Origin of the sequence: Novosphingobium sp. AAP1 (assembly GCF_001295765.1) — a bacterium.
GTDB lineage: Bacteria > Pseudomonadota > Alphaproteobacteria > Sphingomonadales > Sphingomonadaceae > Novosphingobium > Novosphingobium capsulatum.
In genome coordinates, this window is sequence record NZ_LJHO01000004.1 from 211,062 (window position 1) to 232,170 (window position 21,109).

The following is a 21,109-nucleotide window of genomic DNA, read 5'->3' on the forward strand; positions in this document are numbered from 1 at the left end:
CCGATGCAATTGACCCAGCACACCGACTATGGCCTGCGCCTGCTGATCGCCATGGCGCGGCGCCCGGATGCGCCGCTGGCACTGCCCGGCTTTGCCGCAGAACAGGGGCTGTCCTACCATCACGTCGCCAAGGTGGCGCAGGCGCTGGTCCACGAAGGCTTTGCCATCAGCGTGCGGGGCCGCAACGGCGGGCTGTGCCTGGCCCAGCCGCCGGCAGCGCTGCGCGTTGGCCAGGTCGTGCGCGCGCTGGAAAAGGGCCTGCGCCTGGTCGATTGCGCAAATTGCCGCATGAATGGGGATTGCGCGCTGAGCGGCGCCCTCGCCCGCGCACTGGAGGCATTCCTGGCGGTGCTGGACGAGGTCACGCTGGAACAGGCCGCGCGCCCCGGTGTGTCGGCCTTTGCCCCATGGCTGGTCAGCAGCGATTCGCGCCCGCAATCAGCCCTGCCGTTGGGGGGTGATGGTGTGCCCTGTCGAGCGGGCCAAGGAACCTAACCGGCCTTGCCACCATTGTTGCCCCGTAACCTCATCGGAGGACGGGGGTGGACACTGGCATGGAAAGGTACGCCCATGAACACCATCGCGGCCTTGGCAGGGCGAATCCTGCTGTCGCTTCTTTTCATTATCTCTGGCCTGGGAAAGCTGTTTGACGTCAGCGGCACGCAAGTGGCGCTCGCCGGTGTCGGCCTGACGCCCGATCTGGCACTGCCGGTTGGGCTGTTCGAGCTGATCGGCGGGTTGGCGCTGATGTTTGGCGTGGCCACGCGGATCTTTGCCGTGCTGCTGGCCGGCTTTACCCTGCTGATCATCCTGTTCTTCCACCACAACCTGCTCGATCACACGCAGGTGGTTGAAGCGCTCAAGAATCTGGCGATTGCCGGCGGCCTGCTGGCGCTGTTCGCCCACCGCCAGGTGGCGTGGAGCTATGACGGGCTGCGTTCGCGCCGCGATCGCGAGACCGCTGCGCGTGACGCGGAAATGCGCGCGGCGCGGGCGGAAGGCCGGGCCGAGGCGCTGTCTGAAATGCCCGTGGTGGAAACGCCGGCCACGCGCGTGGAAACCATTACCGATGTCGATGGTCATCCCACCGGCACCGTGGCGGTCGCCCGCCGCAAGTGGTGGCAGGTCTGACCTGATCGCGCGGCATACCGGCCCGGCACGATGCCGCGGCCGGTATGGCCCCGCGGCTCAGGGGCGCTGGCGCAGGGCCGCGACGCAGGCGGCGCGGTCCACCTCGCGCCCATCGCCCCGCCGCGCATCGACATAGGTGGCGATGGGGCGGCCACCGCCCTGTGGCGGGTAGAGATAGGCATCGAGAATGCACGCGGTGCCGCTCCATTGCAACTTGCGCGCGTCTTCTTCCTTGATGTCCAGCCGGGGCGGGCCGAACTGGCGCACCAGGCCTTCCGCATCGCTGCCGATCACGCCCTGCAATCCCGGGGCGATCTGGATGGTGGGGGCAGGGCGCGGCTGCGGCGCGGGCAGATGCGTGGACGGCCGGCCGCCCGGCGTGCGGCCTGGCGCGGGCAAGCGCCCGGGACCCTTGCTGCTCGGCACGGCGCCGCTGCACCCGGCCAACAGCGCCGCGCCGATGGCGGCGGCCATCCATGCCCGCCACGCAGGGCGGGCGGAAGCGTTCGCGAAAGGGCTGGGCAGGGCGGCGACCGGAGCAGGGCGTAACATGGCGCGGTGATGGCGCGGCGCGGGCGCGGATGCAAGCCAACGCATGCAGCCTTGCGGCCGGCCGACGCTGCGGGTAGGCGGCAGGGTTATTGCCTTCCCCATTCGTTGCGAAAGAGACCATGGCCGACACTTCCGCCGCCCAACCCGCCGTAGCGCGCCGTTTTGACGTCATTGCCATCGGCAATGCCATCGTCGACGTCATGGCCCCTGCCACCGACGATGCGATTGCCGAACTGGGCCTGGCCAAGGGCGGGATGACCCTGGTCGACGCCGAACGCGCCGCCGCGCTCTATGCCGCGATGGGCCCGGCGCGCGAAATTTCCGGCGGTTCGGCTGCCAATACGCTGGCCGGCCTCGCCGCGCTGGGCGCGTCGTGCGCGTTCATCGGCCAGGTGGCCGATGACCAGTTCGGCCGGGTCTTTGCCCACGATATCCGCGCTGGCAAGATCGCGTTCGATACGGCTGCGCGCGCGGGTGATCCGCCCACGGCGCAGTGCCTGATCTTCGTGACGCCCGATGGCCAGCGCACGATGAACACGTTCCTGGGCGCTTCGCAGTTCCTGCCGGCGGCCGCGCTGGATGAAGGCGTCATCGCTGCATCGGGCGTGCTCTATCTCGAAGGCTATCTGTGGGACCCGGAAGAGCCCCGCGCCGCCATGCGCAAGGCGATCGCCGCCGCGCGCGCCGCCGGCACACAGGTGGCCTTCACCCTGTCGGATGCCTTTGTCATCTCGCGCCATGGCGATGATTTCCGCGCCCTGATCGCCGATGGCATGATCGATATCCTGTTTGCCAACGAGCACGAACTGGCCGCGCTGACCGGGCATGACGACTTTCACGATGGCATGGCCGCGCTCAGCGGCAAGGTGCCCACGCTGGTCGTCACGCGTGGCGCGCAGGGCGCCCATGCCTGCCACGCCGGCGAGGAAGCCCATGTGTCGGCCCAGCCGATCGACAAGGTGGTCGATACCACGGGTGCGGGGGATCTGTTTGCCGCCGGGTTCCTCTATGGCCACGTGCGCGGGCTGCCGCTCGCTGAAAGCCTGCGCCTGGGCGCGGTCTGCGCGGCCGAGATCATCTCGCACTATGGCGCCCGCCCCGAAGCCGATCTCAAAGCGCTGACCGGGCTGGCCTGACCACAAGATCTTTCACACAAAGCCACGAAGCCACCAAGGAAACCACAGTTTCTCTTTGTGCCTTCGTGGCTTCGTGTGAATGACGTTCTTATAGCATGTCTTTCAGCGGCACGCTGGCATCGGCCAGGCGCTCTGCCGCGATCTGCGAACGCGCTTCGACCAGTTTCTTGCCCTGGACATAGTCCTTGACCATGTTCACGCAATCGAGCGCGATCACCTTGCCCTGCTTGAGATAGACCACCGAAAAGCTGCGCGTGGCCGGATCGCCGCGCAGCACGGCGAGATCGTGGCCGGTCGACAGGCCCACGGTCTGCAGGCGCAAGTCATACTGGTTGGACCAGAACCACGGCGTGGCCTTGTAGGGCACCAGCGTGCCGCAGATCGCCTTGGCGGCCGTGGTCGCCTGGTCGTTGGCATTCTGCACCGATTCCAGGCGGATCACCGCGCCATCGGCAAAATCGTTGGCATGGGCGGCGCAATCGCCGATCGCATAGACATGCGGCAGCGACGTGCGGCAATATTCATCCACGTCCACCCCGTTGCCACCGGCGGCGCCAGCGGCCAGCAGCGGGCCAACCTGGGGAATGATGCCGATGCCCACGATCACCAGATCGGCCGGCAGCACATGGCCATCGGCCAGGCGCACGCCGGTTACCTTGGTGCCATCGCCTTCCAGGCAATCGACCGCCACTTCGGTGCGCAGGTCAACGCCATGGGCGCGGTGCTCGTCCTGATAGAAGGTGGACAGCGCCTCTCCGGCCACGCGCGCCAGCACGCGGGGAAGCGCTTCCAGCAGGGTGACATGGCAGCCCAGCTTGGTCAGCACCGCGGCTGCTTCCAGCCCGATATAGCCGCCGCCGATCACCACCGCGCGCTTGGCCCCGGCGTCGAGCTCGGCCATCAGGCGATCGGCATCGGCGCGGGTGCGCACGCCATGCACGCCGGCCAGATCGTGCCCGGCGCAGGAAAGACGCCGCGCGTCGCCGCCGGTGGCCCAGATCAGGTTGCCATAGCTGAGCGTGGCGCCATCGGCGGTGCGCAGGCTGCGCGCATCGGGATCGACTGCGACCACTTCGTGGCCCAGCGCCATTTCCACGCCCTTGTCCTGCCAAAAGGCGCCAGGGCGGATCATGATCCGCTCGAACGTCTTGTCGCGGGCCAGGTATTCCTTGGACAGCGGGGGGCGTTCATAGGGCAATTCGGGCTCGCGACCGATCACCAGAATCGATCCTTCAAAGCCGTTCTGCCGCAGGGCAATGGCCGCCTGTGCGCCGCCATGGCCTGCGCCGACGATCACCACATCTGCAAAACCGGCCTCGAATGTACCCATGAAGTCCTCCTCTCGCGTGGGGAGGAGGGTTGTGGACAAATGGTGCGGCGCGTCAAGCGCGCCGCACCATTAATTTACGTCATTCAGCGCAGCAGCAGGCTGCGCGCCTGGCTGGCGATCTGGGCCAGCATGGCCGGGGTTACCGCTGCGGTTGCCTGGGCGCGGGCGATCAGGCTGCGCAGCTGGCGCACGGGATCGGCCTTGGCCTTGAGCCACTGATGTGCGCTGGCATCGGGATTGCTGCCGCCCATCCGGCGCAGGAATTCCATGCGCATCTGCTGGAAATCGCGGGCCAGGCCCGCCACCAGCAGGCGCTCCCACGGATCGGACGGGTTCATCCGCGCGGCCGTCTGCTGGGCCCAGTCGATCCCGAGGTTGGCCCCCAGATCGGCAAAGGCGCCGGTCAGCACCACGGCATCCACATCCAGCTCGTCGGCCAGATGCGCCAGGCCGATGGCGCCATCCAGATCGAACAGATGCACCACGCGTTCGGCCACGTCCTGCGGCGTGCCCGCATCGGTCAGTTCCTGGCCTAGCCGCCGCGCCTGCGCCTGCGCTTCGCCGCGCAGCAGCTCGGCCGTGGTATGCGAAAGCCGGCCCACCCCGCCACACAGATCCTCGATCAAGGCGTCGGGCTTGAGCGTGCCATGGCACGAGCGCAGCACATCGGCGATGTGGCCACGCAGGGCCTGCGCTGTGCGTTCGAACAGCGACAGGCGCAGCGCCTCGCCCATCGGCGCGGTATCGAGCAGGGCCCAGGTTTCCGCCAGGCCGAGCAGGCGCTCTGCCGCCACGAATGCGGCCGCCACCTGGGCCAGGGTCATCCCTTCTTCTTCGGCCAGCTCGAACGGGTGCACCGGGCCAAGCCGATTGACGATGCGGTTGGCCAGCTTGGTCGCGATGATTTCGCGGCGCAGGCGGTGATGCACGATATCGGTCTCGAAGGTCTCGCGCATCGCGGCGGGGAAGGCGCCGAGCAGTTCTTCTTCCAGCACCGGATCATCTACCACCGGGCTTTCTTCCAGCGCGCGCTGCAAGACCAGCTTGGTCGACGAGACCAGCACGGCCAGTTCGGGCCGGGTCAGACCCATGCCGGCCGCCGCGCGGCGGGCATAGTCATCGGACGGCGCCAGCCCTTCGGTCTTGCGATCAAGGTCGCCGCTTTCCTCCAGCACGTCGATCAGCCGGGTCAGCGCCGGCACGGCCTGCGTGCCGCCCCGCTCGGCGATGGACAGGCCCAGCGCCTGCAGGCGGTTGTCCTCCAGCACCAGGTGCGCCACCGCGTCGGTCATGCTGGACAGCAGGGCGACGCGGCCATCCTCGTCCAGGCGGCCGGCGCGCTTGGCACTGGCCAGCGCGATCTTGATGTTGACCTCGTTGTCCGAACAATCGACGCCGGCCGAATTGTCGATGAAGTCGGTGTTCACGCGGCCACCGTGCAGGGCATATTCGATGCGCGCGGCCTGGGTCATGCCCAGGTTGGCGCCTTCGCCGATCACCCGCGCGCGCACTTCGTTGGCCGAAATGCGATAGGCATCGTTGGCCGGATCGCCGACGTTGACGTTCGCCTCGCTCGATGCCTTGAGATAGGTGCCGATGCCGCCAAACCACAGCAGGTCCACCGGCGCCTGGAGGATCAGCGCGATCAGCGTGTCGGGATCGAGTTCGTCGACTGCCACGCCCAGGATCGCCTGGACCTGCGGGCTGAGCGGAATGGCCTTGAGGCTGCGCGGGAACACGCCGCCGCCTTGCGAAATCAGGCTCTTGTCATAATCGTCCCAGCTCGACCGGGGCAGCGCGAACATGCGCGCGCGCTCTTCCCAGCTCTTGGCCGGATCGGGATCGGGATCGAGGAACACATGGCGATGATCGAACGCCGCCACGATCTTGAGCGACTTGGACAAGAGCATGCCGTTGCCGAACACGTCGCCCGACATGTCGCCCACGCCGACCACGCGCACAGGGTCGGTCTGCACATCGACGCCCAGTTCCAGGAAGTGGCGCTGAACCGACAGCCAGGCACCCTTGGCGGTAATGCCCATCGCCTTGTGGTCATAGCCCTTGGAACCGCCGCTGGCGAAGGCGTCGTCCAGCCAGAAGTTGCGCTCGGCCGCGATCGCATTGGCCACGTCGGAAAACGTCGCCGTGCCCTTGTCTGCGGCGACCACGAAATAGGGGTCTTCGCCGTCGCGGATCAGCACGCCTTCGGGATGGACCACGGCGCCATCGACGATGTTGTCGGTGATCGACAGCAGCGTGCGGATGAACACCTGATAGCTCGTCTTGCCCTCGGCCAGCCAGGCTTCGCGCTCGCGCACGGGATCGGGCAACTGCTTGGGATAAAAGCCGCCTTTGGCCCCGGTCGGCACGATCACCGCGTTCTTCACGCGCTGCGCCTTCATCAGGCCGAGGATTTCGGTGCGGAAATCGTCGCGGCGGTCAGACCAGCGCAGGCCACCGCGCGCCACTGGCCCGGCGCGCAGGTGAATGCCTTCCACTCGCGGCGAATAGACGAAGATTTCGCGCCACGGCACCGGCTTGGGCAGGCCGGGCACCAGCGCCGAATCGATCTTGAAAGCCACTGCCTCGGCCGCCGCCGGGGCAAAGGCGTTGGTGCGCAGGATCGCCTCGACCAGCGCGCGGAAGCTGCGCAGCAGGCGGTCGTCGTTGATCGCGGCGACTTGGCCCAGGCCAGTGCGGATCTGCTCGGCCGCAGCTTCGCCGCCGTGCTTGCGGTCACCGGCAAAGGCGGGATCGTGGCGGGCGCGGAAGAAGCCGATGAGGCCGCGCGTCACGTCAGGCGCGTTCTTGAGCGCATCGACCACGGTGGCGATGCCAAAGGTCATGCCGGCCTGACGCAGATAGCGATACCAGGCGCGCAGCCAGTTGGCCTCGGTCGCGGTCAGGCCCACGGCCACGATCAGGCGATTGAACGCATCATCCTCGGCCACGCCGTTGAGCACGGCGGCCAGCGATTCCTCGATCGCCGTCGCGCGCGCCAGCAGCGCCTCGGGCGTGGTATCGGCGGGGTGGGCCACCAGGAAATCGTGGATGAAGCCCAGCTTGCCATGGTCGAGCGCGGTGGGCACTTCTTCCAGCGCGCGAAAGCCGAAGTTTTCCAGCACGGGCACGGCATCGGACAGCACGATCGCACCTTCGCGCTGATAGAGCTTGAGCCGCAGGGCGGATTCGCCACTCAGCCGGTGCAACCGCACGGCGCGGCGTGGCGCGTCGTCAGCGGTCAGCGCGCGCAGCACGCGGATATCGCCGGCGGCCTCTGCCGCGCCATAGCCGGCGCGATAGCCCACCGGGAACGCCGTGGCATAGCGCGAGGCGATCGCGGCGGCGCGGGTTGGTTCCTCGGTCTTGGCCAGTTCGGCTTCCACCGCCGCTTCCCAGCCGCGCACCAGGGTCTGGAACGCGGCGTCGAGCGCTGCTTCGTCGATCCCTTCGCCGTCGTCGGCAAGGGTGTCTTCCTCGCCGCGCATGTCGATGGCAAAGCGGGTCAGCGCCAGGGTGCTGCCTTCGACCTGCAGGCTCCAATCGAGCACCTGGCCGCCGGTGGCCTGTTCCAGCATCTGCGCGACCTGTTCGCGCACTTGCGTCGATTGGCTGTCACGCGGCTGCCAGACAAACGCATAGAGATGCCGCTCCAGCGGCGCGCGCACCAGCGCCAGGCGCGGGCGCGGGCGATCGACCAGCACCATCATGGTGGTGGCGATGCGTTCCAGATCGGCATCGGAAAAGCTGATCAGCAGATCGTGTGGCAGCGCCGTCAGCGCATGGACCAGCGCCTTGCCGGCGTGGCCGGCCGGATCGAAGCCCAGCTTCTTCATCAGCGTATCGAGCTGGCTGCGCATGCGCGGCACGCGATCGGGCGTGGCCGCCAGGGCAGAGCTGGTCCATACCCCGGCGTGAACCGACAGCGCGGTGATCCTGCCACCTTCGCTCACCGGCACCAGGAACAGGTCGAGCGGCACCTGGCGGTGCACCAGGGCAATGCGGTTGGCCTTGACGATCAGCGGGATGCGCACCGCGTCTTCGCCGCGCGTGCCGATCTTGTCGAACCAGGCAAAGGCGCGGGCATAAGAGGCATCGGACAAGAGCAGCGCATCGGTGGCGCGGCAGATGCCCAGCGCCTCGGTCACCGTGCCATCGCGGTGGCGGGTGACGTGGCCCAGCTGGGTCAACATGCCATCGGCCAGCCAGCGCAGCAGCGCGGCGCCTTCGGAATCGGGCAGGCCGCGCGCATCGTGCTGCATCAGGCCCTGCATCTGCGGCCAATCGGCCACCGCGGCGTGGACATCGGCCAGCGTCGCGCTCAGCGCGGCGGCCAGCTCGCGGCGGGCCTTGGCATCGGCCCGCTCGGTTTCCAGGTAGATCATGGATTCGCGTAGCTCGCCGATCGCCTCCCCGCTCGGCAGGTCGATCAGCGCGCCATGCGGATCGCGCCGCACCGCCAGCACGGGGTGCAGCAGCTTTTCGATGGTCAGGCCCTGCGCGGTGATCGTTGCCGCGATCGAATCCACCAGGAACGGCATGTCGTCGTTGATCACGGCAATGCGCAGCGCGCGCTGCCCGCCCATCGATTCGATCGCCACGGCGGCATCGGGCCCCTGGCGCAGGGCGGCGGTGGCCAGGGTGAAGCGGGCGGCCTCGGTCAGGCGCTCCCCGGTAAAGTCCGCCTCGTCACCAGGCAGCAAGGCGCCGGCCAGGCGCGCAGCCAGGGCTGAAACCAGATGCTCGGCATCGGGCCCGCCCCCGCCTGCCCCGGCTGAGGGCGTGACTGGGGCATTGGGATCAATCGTGCTCGCCATGGCGTTCGCTTCCTGCATTCCCGGGCGGGTCGGGTTCATATGCCCGCCGTTTCGTTATCGTTGGCTGGGTGGTAACGAATGAAACCTGAATTGAAAACCGCCGCTCTGACGTCGCGGGGTCGGAAACCGCTGGTGATGGCATGAAAGCCTCACCATCGCCCTCATCTGCCCCTTAGGTGTTCGCCGCAGCCGGCGTCAGCGCATCCATGGTGAGCCTGAGCGAGCGGCGGCGCAAGGCCGGATCGAACGTGGCACCGGCCACGATCAGCTCATCGGCGCCGGTGCGGTGTTGAAAGGCTTCCAGCCCGGCGCGCACCGTCGCGGGGCTGCCGATCGCGCTGACCTGGCGGAAATGGTCGAGCGTCGCCAGTTGCGGGCCGGCCAGCGTCTCGCGATAGCGGGCGATTGGCGGCGGCAGGCGCCCCGGATCGCCGCTGCGCAGCCGCACGAAAGATTGGTCCTGGCTGCTCGCCAGGAACTGCGCTTCTTCATCGCTGGGCGCACACAGCACGTTGATGGCCGCCATGACATAGGGCTGTTCGAGGCTGGCAGAAGGCTGGAACCGCTCGCGATAGAGCTTGATCGCACCGTCGAGATGGTCGGGCGCGAAGTGGCTGGCAAAGGCATAGGGCAGGCCCAGCATCGCGGCCAGTTGCGCGCCAAACAGGCTCGACCCCAAGATCCACAGATCGACCGGGGCGCCATGGCCGGGCGTGGCAGCCAGTGGCAGGCGGGCATCGCCGGCAAACTGGGCCTGGAGTTCCACCACGTCCGCCGGGAAATCCTCGGCCGCGCGGTTCACATCCTTGCGCAGCGCGCGCACGATGCGCTGGTCGGCACCGGGCGCGCGGCCCAGCCCCAGATCGATGCGGCCGGGATAGAGCGCATCGAGCGCGCCGAACTGTTCGGCAATCACCAGCGGATTGTGGTTGGGCAGCATGATGCCGCCCGCGCCCAGCCGGATGGTCTGGGTGTGGTGGCCGACATGGGCCAGCACGACCGAGACTGCTGCCCCTGCAATGCCGGGCATGCCGTGGTGTTCGGCCACCCAATAACGGTGATAGCCGGCCTCTTCGGCAGCCTTGGCCAGCAGCGCGGCATCGGCCATGGCCTGGGGGATGGTGCCGCCCTCGATCACCGGCACCAGATCGAGAACGGACAGTTTCATCGGGTAATTTCCTCATCCTGGCCCGGCTTGGGCGGAACAGGACTGGATGTGGGGGCCGCGCCGATCTGTTCAAGGTAGCCACGGGCAACGCGGGCCTCGTCGCTGGCGGGAGACATCGCCACCACCGATTGCCACGATTGCCTTGCGGCATCCTCGCGGTTGCCCAGCATGGCGATCACGCCGGCTTCCACGCCCACGGCGGGATCGCGCGGGGACAGGCGCGCGGCCTCTTCGATATCGTGCTGCGCGGCGGCCAGGTTCTTGTCGCGACGATAGAGCGTGGCCGACAGCAGCCAGCCTTCGGCATTCTGCGGCGCCAGTTCGTGCGACTTGGCCAGCGCGGCCATGGCGTCGGCATTGCGGTTGAGCGCCACCAGGGCGCGGGCGCGGTCATCCTGGATCGCGGCCAGTGCCAGGTTGTCGGCAAAGCCGTGCACCACGGTGGCGCGATCCAGCCAGGTCAAGGCATCCTGCGGCTTGCCAGCGGCGAGCGCGGCATTGCCGGCCATCGCCATCAGCGGCACCGCGCCCACCGCCTGGGCTTCGGGGATCAGGCCCACGGCATCGCCAAACGCGGCCACGGCGCCATCGAAATCACCCTGCTGGCTCAGCATCATGCCCAGGCACTGGTTGGCGCGCACGCGTTCCGAGGGCAGCTTCACTTCGTCCAGCCAATGCCGCGCCAGGCTGATCGCCAGGTCGGGATTGCTGCGCCCCACGGTCAGGCAGTCGGCCAGGCGATCGTGCTTTTCCGGGGCCGGCTCCGCCTCGTTCCCGCTGGCGGCATTGCGGCGGCGGCCGGGCGTGGGCAGCGCGCCAAATTCCATCGGCCGGGGATTGGGCCCAACCTGGTGCGCCACTGGCGCGGGCAGGGCGGGAGAGACAAGCAGGGCGGCAGCGGCCAGGAGCATGGGGGGTATCGCTCTATTCGGACAGAAGCTGGGTCAGCGTGGCGAGCAGCACGGCAATGTCCTGCGGCCGCGACAGGCGGTGGTCGCCGTCCTTGATCAGGTGGACCTGCACATCGGCTGAACGCAGCGCCGCGGCGAGGCGCAGCGCGATGTTCCACGGCACATCGGCATCGGCCTGGCCATGGATCAGGCGCACGGCGCCATCGAATGGAACGGTATCGTTCAATTGCAACAGGGCTTGGCCATCCGCCCAGAACGCGGCATGGGTTGGCGTGGGTTCGGGGCCATAGGGATTGTCTTCAAGGATCGTCTCGCCCGCCGCCAGCGCGGCCTGCTGATCGGCATCATAGCCCCAGGTGGTGAAATCGGGGGCAGCGGCCAGGCCAACCAGCGCGCGTGCCGTGGTGCCGAGGGCCTGCGCGACCAGCAGCATGAGCCAGCCGCCCATGCTCGAGCCGATCAGCACCACTTCGTTCAGATCGTGCGCCGCAACCAGCGCCACCACCTCGTCACGCCAGCGTGACAGCGTGCCTTGGGCAAATTCGCCTTCCGACAGGCCGCAGCCGGAATAATCGAGCAGCAAGCAGGCACGCCCCTGCTTCACCGCCCAATCCATCACCGCCTGGGCCTTTCCCCCGGCCATGTCTGACATGTAGCCGGGCAAGAACACCAGCGCCGGGCCAGTGCCGGGCACGAAGCGGGTGGCCAGGCGCAGGCCGTGCGGGCCGGGGATGAAGCGAGGGGGCAGCGGTGTGGTCATGGCCCTGGTGCTACCGATAGCGGGCGGCATATGTCCACAGGCACTTGAGCGGCATGCCTGCCGCGCCTATCTCGCAAGGCATGAGCCAGCCCTCCATCATCCTCGCCCCCTCGGCCGCCGCGCGCGTGGCCACGATCGCCGCCAAGCAGGCCAAGCCCGCGATCCTGCGCCTGGCTGTGGAAGGGGGCGGCTGTTCGGGCTTTCAATACCGCTTTGGCCTGGCCGAGGCGGTGGAGGCAGACGATACCGTGGTGGAAACCGACGGCGTGCGGCTGGTGGTCGATGCGATGAGCCTCGATCTGGTTGGCGGGGCGACGGTCGATTATGTCGAATCGCTGGGCGGCGCGGCCTTCCGCGTGACCAATCCCAATGCCGCATCGGGCTGTGGCTGCGGCGCGAGTTTCTCGGTGTGAGCACGGCGCCCGCGCACACCCCGCTCAAGCTGGCCAGCTTCAACATCAACGGCATCAAGGCGCGGCTGCCGCGCCTGCTCGAATGGCTGGAGGAAACCCGGCCGCACGTGGCCTGCCTGCAGGAAATCAAGACGCAGGATGAAGGCTTTCCGGCGGCAGAGTTCGAGAAGATCGGCTATCACGCCATCTGGCACGGCCAGAAGGGCTTCAACGGCGTGGCGATCCTGGCTGACGGGCAAAAGCCGGTCGAAGTGCAGCGCGGCCTGGCTGGAGAGCTGGAGGACGAGCATTCCCGCTATCTCGAGGCCGATGTGTTCGGCGTGCGCGTGGTATGCATCTATCTGCCCAACGGCAATCCGCAGCCTGGCCCCAAGTTCGATTACAAGCTGCGCTGGATGGACCGCCTGCACGCGCGCATGGACCAGATTTGGGCCGAGGAAGTGCCCGCCGCGATCCTGGGCGATTACAACGTGATCCCGCGCGAGAATGACATCTGGGACACGCGCGCCATGGCCGATGACGCGCTGATGCAGCCGCAATCGCGCGATGCCTATCACCGCCTGCTCGGCGTGGGATGGACCGACGCGATCGGCCTGCACCATCCGCAGGGCGGCGTCTGGACCTTCTGGGACTATCAGGCCGGTGCCTGGCAGCGCGACCACGGCTTTCGCATCGATCACGCCCTGCTCAGCCCCGAACTGGCCGATCGGCTGGTGACGGCTGGCGTCGACAAGGCCTATCGCGGGCGGGAAAAGGCCAGCGACCACGCCCCGGTGTGGGTGACCCTGCGGCCCTGATCCGCGCTGGGTTCGCGCCGTTCGTCGAACAATATGCACGGTTGGGCGGCGTTTTGCCGCCATATGGCCGATTTGGCACTAGGGCAAACGTCGCTTCTGTGCTAAGTGGCATTTTGAAACTGATTATTGCCGGAACTTCAACATGGGTTTGCTTCGCAAAGATTTCTTCCGTTCGCTCCTGGTCGGCTTCGCTATCGGCGCCGTCGCCATGGGCTTTACGGTGTTCAACGCGGCCCATGTTTTCGCGCCGGTTGCGGCAGCATCGGCCGCGCCGACCGTCGGGTCTGAGCAGTGAGCGCGCGCCGCTTTCGGGCATGGCCGGGGGCGGCATTTCCCGCACTGCTGGCGCTGGCCCTGTCGGCCTGCCTGCAACCCGCCCACGCCGATGCGCCGGTCAAGGCGCCCCCTGCGGTGATCCCCGCCCATGAAACCCCCGGCCTCAAGACGGCGGTCTTTGCCGGTGGCTGCTACTGGGGGATGGAGGCGGTGTTCAGCCACCTGGTCGGCGTGACCAGCGTGGTGTCAGGCTTCGAGGGCGGCCGCGCTGCCGACGCCGATTACGAGACGGTCAGCACTGGCACGACCGGCCATGCCGAATCGATCCGCGTGACCTATGATCCCGCGCGCATCCGCTATGACCAGCTGCTCCAGGTCTTTTTCGGGGTGGCCAGCGATCCCACCCAGCTTGACCGGCAAGAGCCCGATGTCGGTCCGCAATACCGCAACGCGCTGGTGCCGATCGGGCCGGAACAGGCCCGCGTGGCGCGCGCGTATGTGGCGCAGCTCAAGGCGCTCAAGCTGTGGCGCCAGCCGATCGTGACGCGCATCGAGCCGTGGCGCGGCTTCTATCCCGGCCCGGCCGAGCATCAAGACTTTGCCTTCCGCAATCCACGCCATCCCTATATCCTGCGCTGGGACGTAGCGCGGGTGGACGCATTGCACCGCACGTTCCCGCAGTGGTGGAAGCCCGATTTCACGCAGCACTGATTTGCAACTGCGCGGGCAAATGCCTATCTCTGGGCCATGGGTTCCCACCTTCATCATGACTATGCCGGCGAAGGCCTGGTTTCTGCCGCGCGCGAGGCGCTGACCGTTTCTGGCGAGCAGTGGACCGACATGCGCGCCGATGTCTTTGCCGCGCTCGCCGCGCAGGAACGCCCGGCCTCGGCCTATGACATCGCCGAAAGCGTGGGGCAGCGCCGGGGCAAGCGCGTGGCCGCCAACAGCGTCTATCGCATCCTCGACCTGTTCGTGCGCACCAACCTCGCGCGCCGGGTGGAAAGCGCCAATGCCTATGTCGCCAACAGCCACCCCGGCTGCCGCCACGATTGCATCTTCCTGATCTGCGACGCCTGCGGCCAGGTGACCCACATCGACAACGACAGCCTGACCGGCCACTTGCGCGAAGCCGCTCGCGAGGCCGGCTTTGCCGACGTGCGCCCCGTGGTGGAAATCCGTGGTCGCTGCCAGGCCTGCGCCGCGGCTTAAGGCATCGGTAAATCGAAGCCTGGCGTGGGACCCCGGATCAAGTCCGGGGTGACTATAAGCTTTTACGCAAACTATATTTTTCGTCACCCCGGACGCGATCCGGGGTCCCGCTGATGGGCGGAAAATGTCGCGCAGCCGAAAACGAAAAGAGGCCAGGGTCGGTGCTGACCCTGGCCTCTTTTTCATGCCGCTGGTGCGGAAGCGCGGCTTACTCGGCCGCTGCCTTGGCTGCCTTGGCTTCCTTGTAGCGCTCGATCGCCTCGGTGGTGATGCGGCGGGCATCGTCGGCGCCGCCCCAGGTGCCCACGCGCACCCACTTTTCCTTTTCCAGGTCCTTGTAGTGGGTGAAGAAGTGCTCGATCTGCTTGAGCACGATCTCGGGCAGGTGATCCTTTTCCAGCACTTCGGTGTAGTACGGGAAGGTCGAATCCACCGGCACGCAGACCAGCTTTTCATCGCCGCCCTGTTCGTCTTCCAGGTTCAGCACGGCGATCGGGCGCGCGCGCACGACGCAGCCGGGGATGAACGGCGAACGCGCGATCACCAGCGCATCGAGCGGGTCACCATCGGGCGACAGGGTGTGCGGCACAAAGCCGTAGTTGGCCGGATAGCGCATCGGCGTGTGCAGGATGCGATCGACGAACAGCGCGCCCGAATCCTTGTCGAATTCATACTTCACCGGCTCGCCGCCAACCGGCACTTCGATGACCACGTTGAGGCTTTCGGGCGGATTGTCCCCGGTGGGGATAAGGTCGATGCGCATCGGTTCTGTCTTGCCTTGGTTCAGGCCCGCGCGGGGCCGGTTGTTGTTCGCAGTGCTACGCGCTCTAGCGCCGTGGCTGTTGCGCCGCAACAATACTTGTGATCGATAGCCCGCCGCTTTGGTTAACCTGCACCCAGCGCGTTGATGGTGAAAGCGATCACACCGATGTTGAAAACGAACGCGGCAAACGAATGCAGCGTGACGATGCGGCGGATCCGGCCCGAGGTGATGCCGGTGTCCGAAGTCTGGAACGTCATGCCCAAGGTGAAGGAAAAGTAGGCGAAATCGAAGTAGTCGGGAGTGTCGGTGCCGGGAAAGTCCAGCCCGCCGCGATCGCGCCCGTTGCTCTCATCGCGGGTATAGTAAAGATGGGCATAGTGCAGCCCATATACCGTGTTGGCAAAAAGCCAGGTCAACACCAGCGTACCGATCAGCCGCAGCTTGGCCAGCGAATCGCCATGGGCGGCGCGGGGCAGTTCGCCGGCGATCGATGCCATCACCACTGCGGTCAGAACGGTGGTGATGCACAGCACCAGCACGCGGTTGGCATCGTTGTCCACCGCGCTTTGCCGCATCGTATCGGCATCGGCACAGCGCAGCAGTGGCACCAACGACAACAGGAATGCCAGCGCCGCAAAATCAAAGCCCATGGCCAGCGAATCGGCCAGTTCGCCACTGTTGCGGGTGAGGGGATGCCACACCCACCACGCCCCGGTGCCGCCCATCAGCAGCACCAGGAACAGGATGAAGCGGGGTGGGGCCAGGCGGCCCAGATGCAGGCTTGGCCCGGCCCCTGCCATCACTTGGCCGCCTTGCCCACGGGCAGCTTGCTGGCGTGCGGGGCCAGCAGCTTGTCCAGCCCGGTCGGTGCCGTGCCGGGCGCCGTGCGCACCAGCCAGGGCCAGCGCAGGCCATCGGCATAGGTGATCGGCAGCGTGACAAAGCGATCGTCACGCTTGACCAGCAGCTCGATCGGGCGGCCGGCGCCGGGGTTGCCGGTCTTGGCATTGGTGATCGCGGCCTTGAGCTTGTCGGCGTCATAGGCGTCGCCGTTCACGGCCATCACCTGCATGCCCGAAACCAGCCCTGCCTTGAACGCCGGGCCATCCCAGCGCGAGGCGGTAACCTTGCCGTCCTTGTCGAGCGTCACGCCCAGCGAGTTGAACAGGCTGAGCACCTTGGCATCGGCCATGCGCGCCTTGTCATAGGGATTGGGCTCGTCCTTGAATTCCAGCTTGTAGCCACCGCGCTCGATCCCGCCGAGCGGCACCGGCTGGCCCGGCGTCTGCAGGCGGGTCTTGAGGAACGTGGCCCAGTCATAGGGATAGACGCCGTTGAGGGTCTTGACCACGTCATCAAATTCATAGGTCAGCACGCCCCAATCGCCGTCGCGCACGCCAAAGAACGCCTTGGCGAAATCATCCAGGCCCTTCTTGCCGGCGGTGCCGTCGCGGATGATCTGGTCGGCTTCCAGCCACACCAGTGCGCCTTCGGTGTAATAGTCCTCGTTGCGGGTAAGCGAGGAATAGGGCTTGGGCTTGCGGGCGGCGAAGATGGGATCCATCGTCGTGTCTTCCACCGAGCGCCAGTCGCGCCCGGCGGTCTGGGTGAACGTGCCAGCATAGTTGGCGAGGCTGCCCAAGACCACGTCCTTGCTCTGCACGCCCGAGCGTGCGGCCAGGACCAGGCCCCAGAACTGCGTCTGCCCTTCATAGACCCACAGCAGGTTGTCCTGCATCGGCTGGCGATAGTCGGGCGTCCACAGCTTGGCCGAGCGGCGATACTTGCCATCCCAGCTGTGGCTGAATTCGTGGGCGATCACGTTGCGGTCCCAGTCATAGGCGGCCCAGTCGGTCAGGCTCTTGGGTTCCTGCTGGTTTTCGCTGGAACGGTGATGTTCCAGGCCGATGCTGCCCATGCGATCGGTCAGCGCGAGCAGGAAATCGTAGTGATCGAAATGACGCGCGCCGAATGCGCCCACGGCTTCGTCGGCCAGGTTGCGATAGGCGGCGAGGTTTTCCGGCTTGATCGCCAGCAGTTCGGGCTTGTCGGCCACCAGATCGAGATAGACGTCATGGCCCAGATCGTGCCGCGCGGCATAGAGACCGGCAAAGATCGGCGAATCGACCAGGGTTTCATAATCGGTTTCGGCCCAGGTCACGGTATTGCCGCTGCCGCTCTGCGTCTTGCCATCCAGCGCGGTGAACACGGTCCAGCCCTGCGGGAAGCTGACGGTGGGACGCACCTTGATCTGCCGCACATAGTGACCGGCGGGATAGAGGCTCATCTTCTCCCACTGCACGTTGAGCATTTCGCGCGTAACGGTGATGCGGCCTTCGCTGTCGCGCAGCGGCGAGGTGTGGATGAAGCGGGCCACCACTTCGCTGGTGCCGACGGGCAGGGGGATGTGGAACGCGTTCACTTCCACCGGGTCGCGGGTCCAGGCCAGCTTCTGGCCCTTGGCTTCAAACGTGATGCCGGCCAGCTCGGCCACGGGGCCGCGATTGCCATGCTCGCCCGGCAGCCAGGCCGGCAGCTGCAGGATCAGTTCCTTGGCATCGGCCGCCACCGGCACGGTTTCCACCACCCGGAATGCACCGGTGGCCAGGTCGGTGGCGTCGATCTGCAGTCCGATCGTGCCGGGATAGGGCACGTCCTGCGCATCGGGCACCCCATGGGCGATCGGCACGGCCATCGGGCGGCTGTTGCTCGCCGGCTGCACCTGCGCCAGCGCGGGCTGCGCCACGATCAGGGTGGCAAGCGCCAGGGTGGAAGACGAAAGGGCGGAAAGCAGGCCAATGCCTTGGGGGGTTTTGCGCATGGCGCCTTTCATGCCGCCAAGCGGTCTCATCTGCAACGGCCAGATGGGCACAATACGCGGCGGATCGCCACGGATGCTTCCCCCACCGCGCGAAAGCCGCTATCCGCGCGCGCCATGAGCAAGCAAACCATTCCGACCCCTCAGGCCATTCGTGGCACCCAGGACATTTTCGGCGCCGAGGCGGAAGCGTTCGGCCATGTCGTGGAAACGTTCGAGCGCGTGCGCAAGCTCTATCGCTTTCGCCGGGTGGAAATGCCGGTCTTCGAAAAGACCACGGTGTTCTCGCGCTCGCTGGGCGAAACCACCGACGTGGTATCGAAGGAAATGTATTCGTTCGAGGATCGCGGCGGCGAATCGCTGACGCTGCGGCCCGAATTCACCGCTGGCCTCGCCCGCGCCTATCTCACCAATGGCTGGCAGCAGCACGCCCCGCTCAAGATCGCGACGCACGGGGCCCTGTTCCGCTATGAACGCCCGCAAAAGGGCCGCTATCGCCAGTTTCACCAGATCGATGCCGAAGTGATCGGCGCGGCCGAACCGCAGGCCGACGTGGAACTGCTGGTCATGGCTGACCAGTTGCTGCGCGAACTGGGCATTGCCGATGGCGTGACGCTCAACCTCAATACCCTGGGCGATGCGCCGAGCCGCGAGGCCTGGCGTGCCGCGCTGATCGACTATTTCCGCGCGCACAAGGACCAGCTTTCGGAAGAATCGCAGGACCGGCTGGAACGCAACCCGCTGCGCATCCTCGATTCCAAGGACCCGCGCGACAAGCCGTTCACGGCCGATGCGCCGATGATCGACCAGTTCCTCTCGGCCGAAGCGCAGGATTTCTTTGGTAAGGTTACCGCTGGCCTCGATGCAGCAGGCGTTGCCTGGGTGCGCGCGCCGGCGCTGGTGCGCGGGCTGGATTACTATCGCCACACCGCGTTCGAATTCATCACCGAACGGCTGGGCGCGCAGGGCACCGTGCTGGGCGGCGGGCGCTATGACGGCCTGCTCGAAGCCTTGGGTGGCCCGGCCACCCCGGCGGTGGGTTGGGCCGCGGGGATCGAGCGCCTGGCCATGCTGGTGGCAGATGCGCGCACCATCACCGAGCCGGCTGCCGACGTGGCGATCGTGCCGATGGGCGCGGCGGCCGAGGCGGCCTGCCTGGGCCTGGCGGCCACGCTGCGGCGCGGTGGGCTGACGGTGGACATGGGCTATCGCGGCAACATGAAGAAGCGGATGAGCCGCGCCAACGAAAGCGGCGCGCGCTTTGCCCTGATCGTGGGGGACGAGGAACTGGCCGCCGGTGAAGCGACGGTCAAGAACCTCGTGACCGGCACGCAGGAGCGCATGGCGCTGCACGCGATTCCGGCGCACATCGCCGCCTGATGGCCGTTTCCGACGCACGTCTGGGCCAGATCGGCGCGCGCTTTGCCGAACTGGAAGCGCGCCTGGCTTCGGGCACGCTGGAAGGAGAGGCATTCGTCGCCGCCAGCCGCGATTATGCCGAGCTGGAGCCGGTCGCCCGCGCGGCCCGCGCCGTGCAGGTCATGCGCGACGAGCTGGCCAGCCTCGCCGCGCTCAACGAGCCCGATGCCGAGATGCGCGCTCTGGCCGAAGAGGAAATGCAGCAGCTGCGCGGCGCCTTGCCCGAGGCCGAACGCGCTCTGGCCATCGCCATGCTGCCGCGCGATTCGGCCGACGTGCGCCCGGCCATGCTGGAAATCCGCGCCGGCACCGGTGGCGATGAAGCCGCGCTGTTCGCCGCAGACCTGTTTCGCATGTACGAGCGCTTTGCCGCCGAACAGGGCTGGAAGGTCGAGGTTATCAGCGCCAACGCCAGCGAACTGGGCGGCTTCAAGGAAGTGATCGCCCATGTCGCCGGCCAGGGCGTGTTCGCGCGGCTGAAGTTCGAAAGCGGGGTGCATCGCGTGCAGCGCGTGCCGGTGACCGAAAGCGGCGGCCGCATCCACACCAGCGCCGCGACCGTGGCCGTGCTGCCCGAGGCAGACGAAGTGGACGTGGCGATCGAGGACAAGGACCTCAAGATCGACATCTATCGCGCCAGTGGCGCGGGCGGCCAGCACGTCAACACCACGGACTCGGCCGTGCGCATCACCCACCTGCCTACTGGCCTGGTGGTGACCCAGCAGGACGAACGCAGCCAGCACAAGAACCGCGCCAAGGCGATGCAGGTGCTGCGCACGCGGCTCTATGACCTGCGCCGCGAGCAGGCCCAAGGCGCCGAGGCCGAGGCCCGCCGCGCCCTGGTCGGCTCGGGCGACCGCTCGGAACGCATTCGCACCTACAACTTCCCGCAAGGCCGGGTCACCGACCACCGCATCAACCTGACGCTCCACCGCCTGCCCGAAGTGCTGGCAGGACCGGGTCTGGCCGAACTGATCGACGCGCTCACCGCCGAAGACCAGGCCAAGCGTCTGGCCGCTATGGATGACTGATCCGGCCTTGCGCAAGGGCTCGCACCACCCCCCGACCCCCTCCTCTGAAGAGGAGGGGGAGCAGAACGTCACTGAATCTCCCCCTCCTCTTCAGAGGAGGGGGGCGGGGGGTGGTGGAAACCACGCGCAAACCTTGCGCCAATACGCCCGCACCATGCGCCGCGTGCCGACCGAGCCCGAGCGCCGCCTGTGGCAGGCGCTGCGGGCCAGCCAGCTTGGCCTCAAGTTCCGCCGCCAGGCTGCGGTGGAGCGGCGCATCCTCGATTTCCTGTGCCCAGCCAAGGGCCTGGCGGTGGAGATCGATGGTATCACCCACGATACCAAGGCGGACGAACGCCGCGACGCTGCGTTGCTGCGCGAGCATGGGCTGGTGACGCTGCGTTTCACCAATGAAGAGGTGATGCGCAATCTTGAGGGGGTTTTGCAACGCATTGCCGAGGTGGCGGCGGGGTTGCCTGATCGCCGGCCTGGGCGCTCGGCCTCGCACCACCCCCCGACCCCCTCCTCTGAAGAGGAGGGGGAGAACAACGGCAAAGCCCCATCCTCTTTAGAGGAGGGGGGTGGGGGTGGGGGAA

At 67.2% G+C, this 21,109-nt stretch carries 19 protein-coding genes and 1 pseudogene; 11 read left to right on the forward strand and 9 right to left on the reverse strand.

Annotated elements, in window-relative coordinates:
* The first annotated feature begins 3 nt into the window (after positions 1 to 3).
* Together IP65_RS10670 and IP65_RS10675 are read left to right on the forward strand one after the other, a co-directional pair.
* On the forward strand, positions 4 to 495 hold the full coding sequence (locus IP65_RS10670; RefSeq protein ID WP_168351997.1) for an Rrf2 family transcriptional regulator: 492 nt from the start codon (positions 4 to 6) through the stop codon (positions 493 to 495).
* 75 nt (positions 496 to 570) lie between these two features.
* Positions 571 to 1,131 carry a DoxX family protein gene (locus tag IP65_RS10675; RefSeq protein ID WP_082350082.1) on the forward strand — a complete coding sequence of 187 codons (561 nt, stop codon included), beginning with the start codon at positions 571 to 573 and terminating at the stop codon, positions 1,129 to 1,131.
* Between the two features lie 57 nt (positions 1,132 to 1,188).
* On the opposite strand, the gene IP65_RS10680 is transcribed toward IP65_RS10675, so the two are convergent.
* Positions 1,189 to 1,605 carry a hypothetical protein gene (locus tag IP65_RS10680; protein WP_054131705.1) on the reverse strand — a complete coding sequence of 139 codons (417 nt, stop codon included), beginning with the start codon at positions 1,603 to 1,605 and terminating at the stop codon, positions 1,189 to 1,191.
* Between the two features lie 197 nt (positions 1,606 to 1,802).
* Here IP65_RS10680 and IP65_RS10685 point away from each other — a divergent pair, with 197 nt between their 5' ends.
* Positions 1,803 to 2,819 (forward strand): adenosine kinase, encoded by a 1,017-nt coding sequence (locus tag IP65_RS10685; RefSeq protein ID WP_022674531.1) that lies wholly within the window; start codon positions 1,803 to 1,805, stop codon positions 2,817 to 2,819.
* Between the two features lie 88 nt (positions 2,820 to 2,907).
* On the opposite strand, the gene IP65_RS10690 is transcribed toward IP65_RS10685, so the two are convergent.
* The 5 genes from IP65_RS10690 to IP65_RS10710 all read right to left on the reverse strand — a co-directional run bounded on the left by IP65_RS10690 (position 2,908) and on the right by IP65_RS10710 (position 11,805).
* Positions 2,908 to 4,149: an NAD(P)/FAD-dependent oxidoreductase gene (locus tag IP65_RS10690; protein WP_054131706.1), complete on the reverse strand. Its 1,242-nt coding sequence runs from the start codon at positions 4,147 to 4,149 to the stop codon at positions 2,908 to 2,910.
* Positions 4,150 to 4,232: 83 nt separating this feature from the next.
* Positions 4,233 to 8,966, reverse strand: a complete 4,734-nt coding sequence (locus IP65_RS10695; protein WP_082350106.1) for an NAD-glutamate dehydrogenase domain-containing protein — start codon at positions 8,964 to 8,966, stop codon at positions 4,233 to 4,235.
* A 172-nt stretch (positions 8,967 to 9,138) separates the two neighbouring features.
* On the reverse strand, positions 9,139 to 10,134 hold the full coding sequence (locus IP65_RS10700; RefSeq protein ID WP_054131707.1) for an LLM class flavin-dependent oxidoreductase: 996 nt from the start codon (positions 10,132 to 10,134) through the stop codon (positions 9,139 to 9,141).
* Positions 10,131 to 11,045, reverse strand: a complete 915-nt coding sequence (locus tag IP65_RS10705) for a hypothetical protein (RefSeq protein WP_054131708.1) — start codon at positions 11,043 to 11,045, stop codon at positions 10,131 to 10,133. The genes IP65_RS10700 and IP65_RS10705 overlap by 4 nt, the downstream gene beginning before the upstream one ends.
* A gap of 13 nt (positions 11,046 to 11,058) precedes the next feature.
* Entirely contained in the window at positions 11,059 to 11,805 is a 747-nt protein-coding gene (locus IP65_RS10710; RefSeq protein WP_054131709.1) for a carboxylesterase, read from the reverse strand.
* An 80-nt stretch (positions 11,806 to 11,885) separates the two neighbouring features.
* On the opposite strand from IP65_RS10710, the gene erpA reads away from it, so the two are divergent.
* From erpA to IP65_RS10730, 5 genes are all read left to right on the forward strand, one after another.
* Positions 11,886 to 12,218, forward strand: coding sequence for an iron-sulfur cluster insertion protein ErpA (erpA, locus tag IP65_RS10715; protein ID WP_022674525.1), 333 nt, complete (start codon positions 11,886 to 11,888; stop codon positions 12,216 to 12,218).
* Positions 12,215 to 13,015: an exodeoxyribonuclease III gene (gene xth, locus IP65_RS10720; protein ID WP_054131710.1), complete on the forward strand. Its 801-nt coding sequence runs from the start codon at positions 12,215 to 12,217 to the stop codon at positions 13,013 to 13,015. The genes erpA and xth overlap by 4 nt, the downstream gene beginning before the upstream one ends.
* A 142-nt stretch (positions 13,016 to 13,157) precedes the next feature.
* Positions 13,158 to 13,310, forward strand: coding sequence for a hypothetical protein (locus IP65_RS21315; protein ID WP_156306527.1), 153 nt, complete (start codon positions 13,158 to 13,160; stop codon positions 13,308 to 13,310).
* Entirely contained in the window at positions 13,307 to 14,002 is a 696-nt protein-coding gene (gene msrA, locus IP65_RS10725) for a peptide-methionine (S)-S-oxide reductase MsrA (protein ID WP_054131711.1), read from the forward strand. The genes IP65_RS21315 and msrA overlap by 4 nt, the downstream gene beginning before the upstream one ends.
* 36 nt (positions 14,003 to 14,038) lie before the next feature.
* Positions 14,039 to 14,503: a Fur family transcriptional regulator gene (locus IP65_RS10730; RefSeq protein ID WP_054131712.1), complete on the forward strand. Its 465-nt coding sequence runs from the start codon at positions 14,039 to 14,041 to the stop codon at positions 14,501 to 14,503.
* A 208-nt stretch (positions 14,504 to 14,711) separates the two neighbouring features.
* On the opposite strand, the gene ppa is transcribed toward IP65_RS10730, so the two are convergent.
* The 3 genes from ppa to IP65_RS10745 form a co-directional block, all read right to left on the reverse strand.
* Complete coding sequence (gene ppa, locus IP65_RS10735; protein ID WP_054131713.1) at positions 14,712 to 15,266, reverse strand: inorganic diphosphatase; 555 nt, start codon at positions 15,264 to 15,266, stop codon at positions 14,712 to 14,714.
* A gap of 122 nt (positions 15,267 to 15,388) precedes the next feature.
* Entirely contained in the window at positions 15,389 to 16,066 is a 678-nt protein-coding gene (locus IP65_RS10740; RefSeq protein WP_054131714.1) for a DUF1345 domain-containing protein, read from the reverse strand.
* Positions 16,066 to 18,087, reverse strand: a complete 2,022-nt coding sequence (locus IP65_RS10745; protein ID WP_054131854.1) for a M61 family metallopeptidase — start codon at positions 18,085 to 18,087, stop codon at positions 16,066 to 16,068. The genes IP65_RS10740 and IP65_RS10745 overlap by 1 nt, the downstream gene beginning before the upstream one ends.
* Before the next feature lie 114 nt (positions 18,088 to 18,201).
* Between IP65_RS10745 and hisS the strand changes: the two genes are divergently transcribed.
* From hisS to IP65_RS22110, 3 genes and pseudogenes are all read left to right on the forward strand, one after another.
* The gene (hisS, locus tag IP65_RS10750) at positions 18,202 to 19,464 is read left to right on the forward strand and encodes a histidine--tRNA ligase (RefSeq protein ID WP_054131715.1); all 1,263 of its coding nucleotides are present in this window, start codon (positions 18,202 to 18,204) and stop codon (positions 19,462 to 19,464) included.
* On the forward strand, positions 19,464 to 20,534 hold the full coding sequence (prfA, locus tag IP65_RS10755; protein WP_054131716.1) for a peptide chain release factor 1: 1,071 nt from the start codon (positions 19,464 to 19,466) through the stop codon (positions 20,532 to 20,534). The genes hisS and prfA overlap by 1 nt, the downstream gene beginning before the upstream one ends.
* Positions 20,527 to 20,964: pseudogene (locus IP65_RS22110) on the forward strand (endonuclease domain-containing protein); the annotation flags it as partial. The gene prfA and the pseudogene IP65_RS22110, both read left to right, overlap by 8 nt.
* Between the last annotated feature and the right edge of the window lie 145 nt (positions 20,965 to 21,109).

What these genes read in the sequence shown, in the direction of transcription:
- hisS (WP_054131715.1), top strand. Translation starts at nt 18,202, where the DNA reads ATGAGCAAGCAAACCATTCCGACCCCTCAGGCCATTCGTGGCACCCAG.
- IP65_RS10710 (WP_054131709.1), bottom strand. Translation starts at nt 11,805, where the DNA reads ATGACCACACCGCTGCCCCCTCGCTTCATCCCCGGCCCGCACGGCCTG.
- IP65_RS10695 (WP_082350106.1), bottom strand. Translation starts at nt 8,966, where the DNA reads ATGGCGAGCACGATTGATCCCAATGCCCCAGTCACGCCCTCAGCCGGG.
- IP65_RS10745 (WP_054131854.1), bottom strand. Translation starts at nt 18,087, where the DNA reads ATGCGCAAAACCCCCCAAGGCATTGGCCTGCTTTCCGCCCTTTCGTCT.
- IP65_RS10690 (WP_054131706.1), bottom strand. Translation starts at nt 4,149, where the DNA reads ATGGGTACATTCGAGGCCGGTTTTGCAGATGTGGTGATCGTCGGCGCA.
- IP65_RS10730 (WP_054131712.1), top strand. Translation starts at nt 14,039, where the DNA reads ATGGGTTCCCACCTTCATCATGACTATGCCGGCGAAGGCCTGGTTTCT.
- IP65_RS10740 (WP_054131714.1), bottom strand. Translation starts at nt 16,066, where the DNA reads ATGGCAGGGGCCGGGCCAAGCCTGCATCTGGGCCGCCTGGCCCCACCC.
- IP65_RS10675 (WP_082350082.1), top strand. Translation starts at nt 571, where the DNA reads ATGAACACCATCGCGGCCTTGGCAGGGCGAATCCTGCTGTCGCTTCTT.
- IP65_RS10680 (WP_054131705.1), bottom strand. Translation starts at nt 1,605, where the DNA reads ATGGCCGCCGCCATCGGCGCGGCGCTGTTGGCCGGGTGCAGCGGCGCC.
- erpA (WP_022674525.1), top strand. Translation starts at nt 11,886, where the DNA reads ATGAGCCAGCCCTCCATCATCCTCGCCCCCTCGGCCGCCGCGCGCGTG.
- IP65_RS10670 (WP_168351997.1), top strand. Translation starts at nt 4, where the DNA reads ATGCAATTGACCCAGCACACCGACTATGGCCTGCGCCTGCTGATCGCC.
- ppa (WP_054131713.1), bottom strand. Translation starts at nt 15,266, where the DNA reads ATGCGCATCGACCTTATCCCCACCGGGGACAATCCGCCCGAAAGCCTC.
- prfA (WP_054131716.1), top strand. Translation starts at nt 19,464, where the DNA reads ATGGCCGTTTCCGACGCACGTCTGGGCCAGATCGGCGCGCGCTTTGCC.
- IP65_RS21315 (WP_156306527.1), top strand. Translation starts at nt 13,158, where the DNA reads ATGGGTTTGCTTCGCAAAGATTTCTTCCGTTCGCTCCTGGTCGGCTTC.
- IP65_RS10700 (WP_054131707.1), bottom strand. Translation starts at nt 10,134, where the DNA reads ATGAAACTGTCCGTTCTCGATCTGGTGCCGGTGATCGAGGGCGGCACC.
- IP65_RS10705 (WP_054131708.1), bottom strand. Translation starts at nt 11,045, where the DNA reads ATGCTCCTGGCCGCTGCCGCCCTGCTTGTCTCTCCCGCCCTGCCCGCG.
- IP65_RS10685 (WP_022674531.1), top strand. Translation starts at nt 1,803, where the DNA reads ATGGCCGACACTTCCGCCGCCCAACCCGCCGTAGCGCGCCGTTTTGAC.